Below are 6,864 nucleotides of genomic sequence, written 5' to 3'. Positions count from 1 at the left end.
CTAGGCTGTGTTCTTAAAGTGATGAAGATATAATCTCACATATTCTCAACAGCTTAAGATCTATGCAGTGTCCCGTCGCTATCAGTTGACCGATGTACAATGGGGGCTTATCGAGCCCCTGTTTCCACATCACCGCATAAGCGGACGCCCTACTCGCGAGCCACGCCAGGTGCTCGATGGCATTCTCTGGATACTTCACACCGGTGCACCTTGGCGAGATCTGCCAGAACGTTTCGGCCCATGGAGCTCGGTCTACAACACCTTTCGACGTTGGCAGAGTACAGGTCGTATCGATGCCATCCTTGAAGCGCTGCAACTGTATCTCAATGAAGAAGGGCTTATCGACTTCGACCTGTGGTGCATTGACGGCTCCAATGTCAGGGCATCCAAAGATGCTGCCGGAGCGCGTAAAAAAACACTCCGGTGAATCAAGCTCTTGGCCGCTCACGTGGCGGTTTTGGCAGCAAAATTCACTTGGTCACTGATGGTAATGGTTTACCGCTGGGGTTCTGCCTTTCGCCGGGGCAATCAGCGGAAATCAGATATGCGACAAGTGCGTTGGCCATGGCAAGGATACCGACCTCATCAGGCCGTTATCGCACGCGTCCAGCGCATCTTGCCGCAGATAAGGCCTATAGCAGCAGGGCTTTCCGGGCCGAACTTCGGCGCAGAAGGATAAAAGCGGTCATCCCGCAGCGCAGAGACCAGCAGCGGCACCATAAGGGACGTCCACTGGTATTGGACAAAGCACGTTATCGCAGGCGAAATGTGGTCGAGCGGTGCTTCGGATGGCTGAAGAAGTTTCGCCGATTCTCAACGAGATATGAAAAGCTGGCGGTAAGTTTTTCAGCTTTTATCAAGCTGGCTTTCTGCCTTCGTTACTTGCGGGAACTATTGGTGGACAGAAAACCAGCATTTTGAGAACACGGCCTAGCAAAGGAGTCCACCTGTTGGTTGCCAAGATTTTTCCACAGACCAGGTATCCGCTCCCTTCTCCCACTCCCTTGCAAAAGAATGGGAGAAGGGCTGGGGATGAGGGGGGATTAGTCAGGGCTCACCAACTCCTTCATCAGGTCCTTCAGCCATATCAGCGCGGGCTGCTGGGCATGGTGATTGAGTGTGCCAGACGCAGTTTGTATGTCCCTTTTATTGAGGGCTCACCAGCTCCTTCATCAACGCCTTCAACCAGATCAAGGCCGGTTGTTGCGCATGCACCGGGTGCCAGACGCAGTTGAGGTGGTAATCCGGCACGTCCGCCGGCAGGGGCAGGCTTTTCAGCGGCCAGTGGTTGGCGAGCAGCTCGGCCACCATGCTCGGCAGCACCAAGAGGTGATCGCTCTGGCTGACGATGGCGGCGGCGGACATATAGCTCTGGCTGTTGACCGAGATGGTGCGGCTATGGCCCAGGCTCTTCAGGTAGCTGTCCAGGCTCGCCTCCGAGGTGCCCAGCGGCGAGTGGAATACGTGGGGCATGTCAATCAGCTGCGCTAGGGTGATGCGCTCCTCCTCCAGCTCCAGGGTGGCGCGCACCAGTCCGGCCAGGGGCTCGGTGAGCCAGGTCTCCTTGCCCAGATACCCCGGCACCTGCATGTACTCGTCAAACCCCAGCACCAGATCGATCTCGCCGCTCGCCAGCTCCGCCTCCGGCAGGGTGTCGCGCAGTATGCGGATCTCTATGGTGACCCCGGGCGCCAGCTTCTTGAGGCGCTGGATGAGGGGCGGGATCAGCACGCACTCCACGTAGTCCGTGGTGCAGAGCACGAAGCGGCGTTTCGACTGGCGCGGCTCGAACAGATCCTCCTCGGAGAGCTGCTGCTCCAGCAGCCGCAGCACCTGCTGCACCCCCAGATGCAGCCGCTGGGCCCGGGGGGTCGGCAGCATCCCCTGGGGCGTACGCACCAGCAGCGGATCGTCAAAGAAGGCCCGCAGGCGATTGAGGGCGTGGCTCATGGCGGGCTGGCTGATAAAGAGCGACTCGGCGGCGCGGGTCACGCTCCCTTGCGTCATCAGGGCGTCAAGGGCGAGCAGCAGATTGAGGTCGAGCTGGTGCAGTTTCATGGGGGGATTATTCGCCGTGTTTATGGGACAATCCATCCTATTCATTTGATGGATGGGCACGCAACTTCTTACACTGCGACCCACTCTTATTTTTTCAGGGTTCCCAGGTCAAGGTGGGGGCCTCAATCCATGCAAGGAGCCTTGCGATGAGCATCAAGACCATCAACTCCATTCCGGCCGCCGACGGCTTCACCATGCCCGCCGAGTGGGCGCACCAGCAGGCCGTCTGGATGATCTGGCCGTTCCGCCCGGACAACTGGCGGGAGGCCGGTCGCTTCGCGCAGGCCACCTTCGCCAAGGTGGCGGATGCCATAGGTCAGGCCACCCCTGTCTTTATGGGGGTCCCCGCCCAGTTTATGGAGCAGGCCCGCGCCATCATGCCCGCCCACGTCACCCTGGTGGAGATGAACAGCGATGACTGCTGGGCCCGCGATACAGGCCCGACCGTGGTCACCAACGCTGCCGGCGAGTGCCGTGGGGTGGATTGGGGTTTCAACGCCTGGGGCGGCCACAAGGGCGGTCTCTACTACCCCTGGAATCAGGATGAGGAAGTGGCAGCCCGGATGCTGGAGCAGCACGGCATGGATCGCTACGACGCGCCGCTCATTCTGGAAGGGGGCTCCATCCATGTGGACGGCGAAGGCACCTGCATGACCACAGCCGAGTGCCTGCTCAACGAGAACCGCAACCCGCACCTGAGCAAGGATCAGATCGAAGCTTACTTACGCGACTATCTGGGGGTGAAGAGCTTTATCTGGCTGGATGAAGGCGTCTACATGGACGAGACCGACGGCCACATCGACAACATCTGCTGCTTCGTGCGCCCGGGTGAAGTGGCCCTGCACTGGACCGACGACCAGACAGATCCGCAATACGAGCGCTCCCTGGCTGCCCTCAAGGTGCTGGAAGCGGCCGTTGACGCCAAGGGTCGCAAGCTGAAAGTGTGGAAGCTGCCCCAGCCGGGCCCGCTCTACTGCACCGAGGAAGAGTCCGCCGGTGTCGAGAGCGGCAGCGGTGTGCCGCGCGAGGCCGAAGGTCGTCTGGCCGGTTCCTATGTGAACTTCCTCATCACCAACGGCAGCATCGTCTATCCGCTGCTGGATGCTGCCACCGATGGCGAAGCCCAGCGCATTCTGGAAGAGATCTTCCCCGAGCATAAAGTGGTCGGCGTGCCGGCCCGGGAAATCCTGCTGGGGGGTGGCAATATTCACTGCATTACTCAGCAGATCCCCTCCGGCCAGTAAGAACCGGATGACGATCCTGCTGCGAGGCCGTGATCAAGGCTCATGTGCAGCTCGCTTATGTGAAACCGAGGGCTCACGTATGTTTATACGCTCCGGTTCCTGTGCTGCTCTTCACTGAGCTTCCGACCTCTCGCGACGGGTCGTAAACCGGTTCCAGTTGGTATTCAAAACCCCACGCCGTGGGGTTTTATCGCTTGATAGTGTGATGGTCGCAGGCGCAGATGCGGCGATCATCATGACAAACAGTCACCCTTTTACAGGAGATCCCAAATGATCGAAGTGACAGAGGTTTCCATTGCCGAGCTGCGTGCCGCGCTCGAAGCAGGCCGCACCACAGCGGTCGAACTGGTCAAGGCCTATCTGGCCCGTATCGAGGCCTACAACGGCCCCGAGACTGCCACCAAACTCAACGCCGTGGTGGTCGCCAATCCCGATGCGCTGAAAGAGGCGCAAGATTCCGATGCCCGCCGCGCCCGTGGCGAGACCCTGAGCCCGCTCGACGGCATCCCCTACACCGCCAAAGACAGCTATCTGGTCAAAGGGCTGACCGCCGCCTCCGGCAGCCCGGCCTTCAAGGATCTGGTGGCCCAGCGCGATGCCTTTACTGTTGAGCGGCTGCGCGCCGCCGGTGCCATCTGCCTTGGCAAAACCAATATGCCGCCGATGGCCAATGGCGGCATGCAGCGCGGCGTCTATGGCCGTGCCGAGAGCCCCTACAACGCCGACTACCTGACCGCGCCGTTTGCCTCCGGCTCCTCCAACGGCGCCGGTACCGCCACCGCCGCCAGCTTCTCCGCCTTTGGTCTGGCGGAAGAGACCTGGTCGAGCGGCCGTGGCCCTGCCTCCAACAACGGCCTGTGCGCCTACACCCCGTCCCGTGGCGTCATTTCGGTGCGTGGCAACTGGCCCCTGACCCCGACCATGGATGTGGTGGTGCCCTACGCCCGCACCATGGCAGACCTATTGGAAGTGCTCGACGTGGTGGTCGCCGACGATGCCGACACCCGTGGCGATCTGTGGCGCATGCAGCCCTGGGTGCAACTGCCCAAGGCTTCCGAGGTGCGTCCAGCCTCCTACCTTGAGCTGGCCGCCAAGCCTGATGCCCTCAAGGGCAAGCGCCTCGGCGTGCCGCGCATGTTTATCAACAAGGATGAACTGGCCGGCACCAGCGAGAACCCCGGCATCGGCGGCCCGACCGGCCAGCGCATCCATACTCGCCCGTCCGTGATTGCCCTCTGGGAAGAGGCGCGCAAGGCGCTGGAAGCCGCTGGCGCGGAAGTCATCGAAGTGGACTTCCCCCTGGTCTCCAACTGCGAAGGGGACAGACCGGGCGCGCCGACCGTGTTCAATCGCGGCATAGTTTCACCTGAGTTTCTCAACGACGAGCTGTGGGAGCTCTCCGGCTGGGCGTTCGACGACTTCCTGCGTGCCAACGGCGATCCCAAGCTCAACAAGCTTGAGGATGTGGACGGGCCCAAGATCTTCCCCCACGATCCGGGCACCCTGCCGAACCGCGAAGGGGATCTGGCGGCGGGCATGGACGAGTACGTCAAGATGGCCAGGCGCGGCCTGAAATCCTGGGACGAGATCGCATCGGTGCCGGACGGCCTGCGCGGCCTGGAGCAGACCCGCAAGCTGGATCTGGAGGAGTGGATGGACGGGCTCAAGCTCGACGCCGTGCTCTTCCCCACAGTGGCCGACGTGGGCCCGGCCGATGCGGATGTGAATCCGGCCTCCGCCGATATCGCCTGGAGCAATGGCATCTGGGTCGCCAACGGCAACCTCGCCATCCGCCATCTCGGCGTGCCGACCGTTACCGTCCCCATGGGCGTGATGGCCGATATCGGCATGCCGGTGGGCCTGACCTTCGCCGGTCGCGCCTATGACGACAATAACCTGCTGCGCGTCGCCTCGGCCTTCGAGTCCACCGGCAGCAAGCGCAGGGTGCCGCCGCGCACGCCGCCGCTGGGGTGATACGTGCCAAGTGGTGAATACACAGGGTGCGCCCTGTTAAGAAGCGATCAAAACCACCTGCCATACGGGTGGTTTTTTTACTTCTTGTGCTAAATAACTGATCCTAATAGTGCTACATCTTGCCGGAAGCCTTGTGGCGTAAGAAATTTGTGCAATCTGACGGCAACGCCTGAGGTGACAAGGCTCAGCGACGATGTGTGCTCCATGTCACCTGTAGAAGCGGTACGAGTGCAGTGATCTACTATTCGGAACAGCTATGTAGGGGGCTCCAGAATTAAAAGGCGTTGGGCTCTTTATGAGGCACTCGGTTTATTGAACAGGCAGTGCCATCATGATACCTGCCCACGATACTCGGGGCGAAATAAAAAGCGATTACTGTTGGCTGGTGGTAATATTCACTGCGTTACCCTGCAGCCCCCTTGCTTTTAAATTGTTTGAAATAAGCTGACTATTTATGAGATTGGAATTTTATCTAAATAAATGTACTATACTGTTATTACATTTAAAAATAGATATTTGTCACTTGTAATCTTGTAGGTTTTTTACTAATTTAGTTCGTTCCTTTAATATCTCGGAATGTATTGGTTTCGCCGCTGGATCAGAAAGATCAAATACACCAACCTTTAGGTTTATGTTTTTCACTCCATCCATCAAAGATGTTCGTATTAATTCCTTGTCGTTTTTATCATTGATTTTATCCATTAATGAAAGAATATCCTCATGTAAATCAAGAATCATTTGGTAGATGAGTGAAGGATCGTTATCTTTATGATTTTTTGTTTTATCACTGATGCTGTTTATCTTTTTGTTTATGTTGTGAAGTGAGCCTATCACCCCTTTTCTTGCTTCAATTCTTATAATTTCATGCTTATGTTTTGATTTTGTTTGAAATAATATCTCTGAGTTTACAAGCTCACTGATTTTTGCTACATCAGTAACTATAGCTCTGATCCCATTACTGTATTCAGGGTAATTTGTTATTCCATGGCCTAAAGCAAGCAAGAATACGCCAATATGACCATAAGCTGTTATCTTAGCTTTAATTGAGCCATCTTCAAAAACGACTTCAATATCAACGTTGTCATAAAGAAAAAATTTCATTCTTTCTTTTGCATGTGTTGTTATTATCTCTTTTATTTTTTCTATTTCTTCTTGTTTGACTTTACCACTAATAGAAGCAAGCCATTCTGGCTCCACATGAACATAAGATTGGCTAAGGATATTGCTATTTATATAGTCAGCCATATTAGTCCTTTAAATACTCGGCGGTGATTTATATTGAATTATTTATTAGCATACTCTTTCAAAGGCCTTATCTGAAGCTGTTTAACTTCAAGGTGTGATGTGCCGCAATACGATTGTGGCTATTTAGGTTTGTTGGTTCGAATAGCTAGGCGTATTTGGACGATCGCGAAGGGGAGCCGCCTATAGGCCATTGGAATCCAGGGGGTTGCCAGCCTTGGCATGACTCGGTGCGTGGCGGTATGCGGACACTGCGCTAATCGACCCTACATGATGGGACTTATTGCTACCTCCCCCTCATCCCCAGCCCTTCTCCCGCGAGGGGAGAAGGGAGCAAATATGCGCC

5 protein-coding genes are annotated in these 6,864 nt (G+C 56.6%); 3 read left to right on the top strand and 2 right to left on the bottom strand.

Annotated features, from left to right (window positions below):
• Positions 1-67: 67 nt before the first annotated feature.
• Positions 68-921, top strand: a protein-coding gene (locus G4923_RS18800) for an IS5 family transposase (RefSeq protein ID WP_111913744.1) whose coding sequence is annotated in 2 segments (ribosomal slippage) — positions 68-410 and positions 410-921 — 855 coding nt in all. Because the reading frame shifts where the segments join, the coding sequence is not laid out codon by codon here.
• 225 nt (positions 922-1,146) lie between these two features.
• On the opposite strand, the gene G4923_RS18795 is transcribed toward G4923_RS18800, so the two are convergent.
• Entirely contained in the window at positions 1,147-2,058 is a 912-nt protein-coding gene (locus G4923_RS18795; RefSeq protein ID WP_163137976.1) for a LysR family transcriptional regulator, read from the bottom strand.
• Between the two features lie 146 nt (positions 2,059-2,204).
• On the opposite strand from G4923_RS18795, the gene aguA reads away from it, so the two are divergent.
• Complete coding sequence (gene aguA / locus G4923_RS18790; RefSeq protein ID WP_163137975.1) at positions 2,205-3,302, top strand: agmatine deiminase; 1,098 nt, start codon at positions 2,205-2,207, stop codon at positions 3,300-3,302.
• A 270-nt stretch (positions 3,303-3,572) separates the two neighbouring features.
• Complete coding sequence (locus G4923_RS18785) at positions 3,573-5,276, top strand: amidase (protein WP_163137974.1); 1,704 nt, start codon at positions 3,573-3,575, stop codon at positions 5,274-5,276.
• Between the two features lie 519 nt (positions 5,277-5,795).
• On the opposite strand, the gene G4923_RS18780 is transcribed toward G4923_RS18785, so the two are convergent.
• Positions 5,796-6,521: a hypothetical protein gene (locus G4923_RS18780; protein WP_163137973.1), complete on the bottom strand. Its 726-nt coding sequence runs from the start codon at positions 6,519-6,521 to the stop codon at positions 5,796-5,798.
• Positions 6,522-6,864: the final 343 nt, after the last annotated feature.

The sequence above is a fragment of the Aeromonas rivipollensis genome (genome assembly GCF_010974825.1).
In the GTDB taxonomy this organism is placed as follows: Bacteria; Pseudomonadota; Gammaproteobacteria; order Enterobacterales; family Aeromonadaceae; genus Aeromonas; species Aeromonas rivipollensis.
This window is presented reverse-complemented; position numbering and strand designations above follow the sequence as displayed.

Bases quoted from the DNA above. Each gene is read 5' to 3' on its own strand.
- G4923_RS18785 (WP_163137974.1), top strand. From the start codon at position 3,573: ATGATCGAAGTGACAGAGGTTTCCATTGCCGAGCTGCGTGCCGCGCTC.
- G4923_RS18795 (WP_163137976.1), bottom strand. From the start codon at position 2,058: ATGAAACTGCACCAGCTCGACCTCAATCTGCTGCTCGCCCTTGACGCC.
- aguA (WP_163137975.1), top strand. From the start codon at position 2,205: ATGAGCATCAAGACCATCAACTCCATTCCGGCCGCCGACGGCTTCACC.
- G4923_RS18780 (WP_163137973.1), bottom strand. From the start codon at position 6,521: ATGGCTGACTATATAAATAGCAATATCCTTAGCCAATCTTATGTTCAT.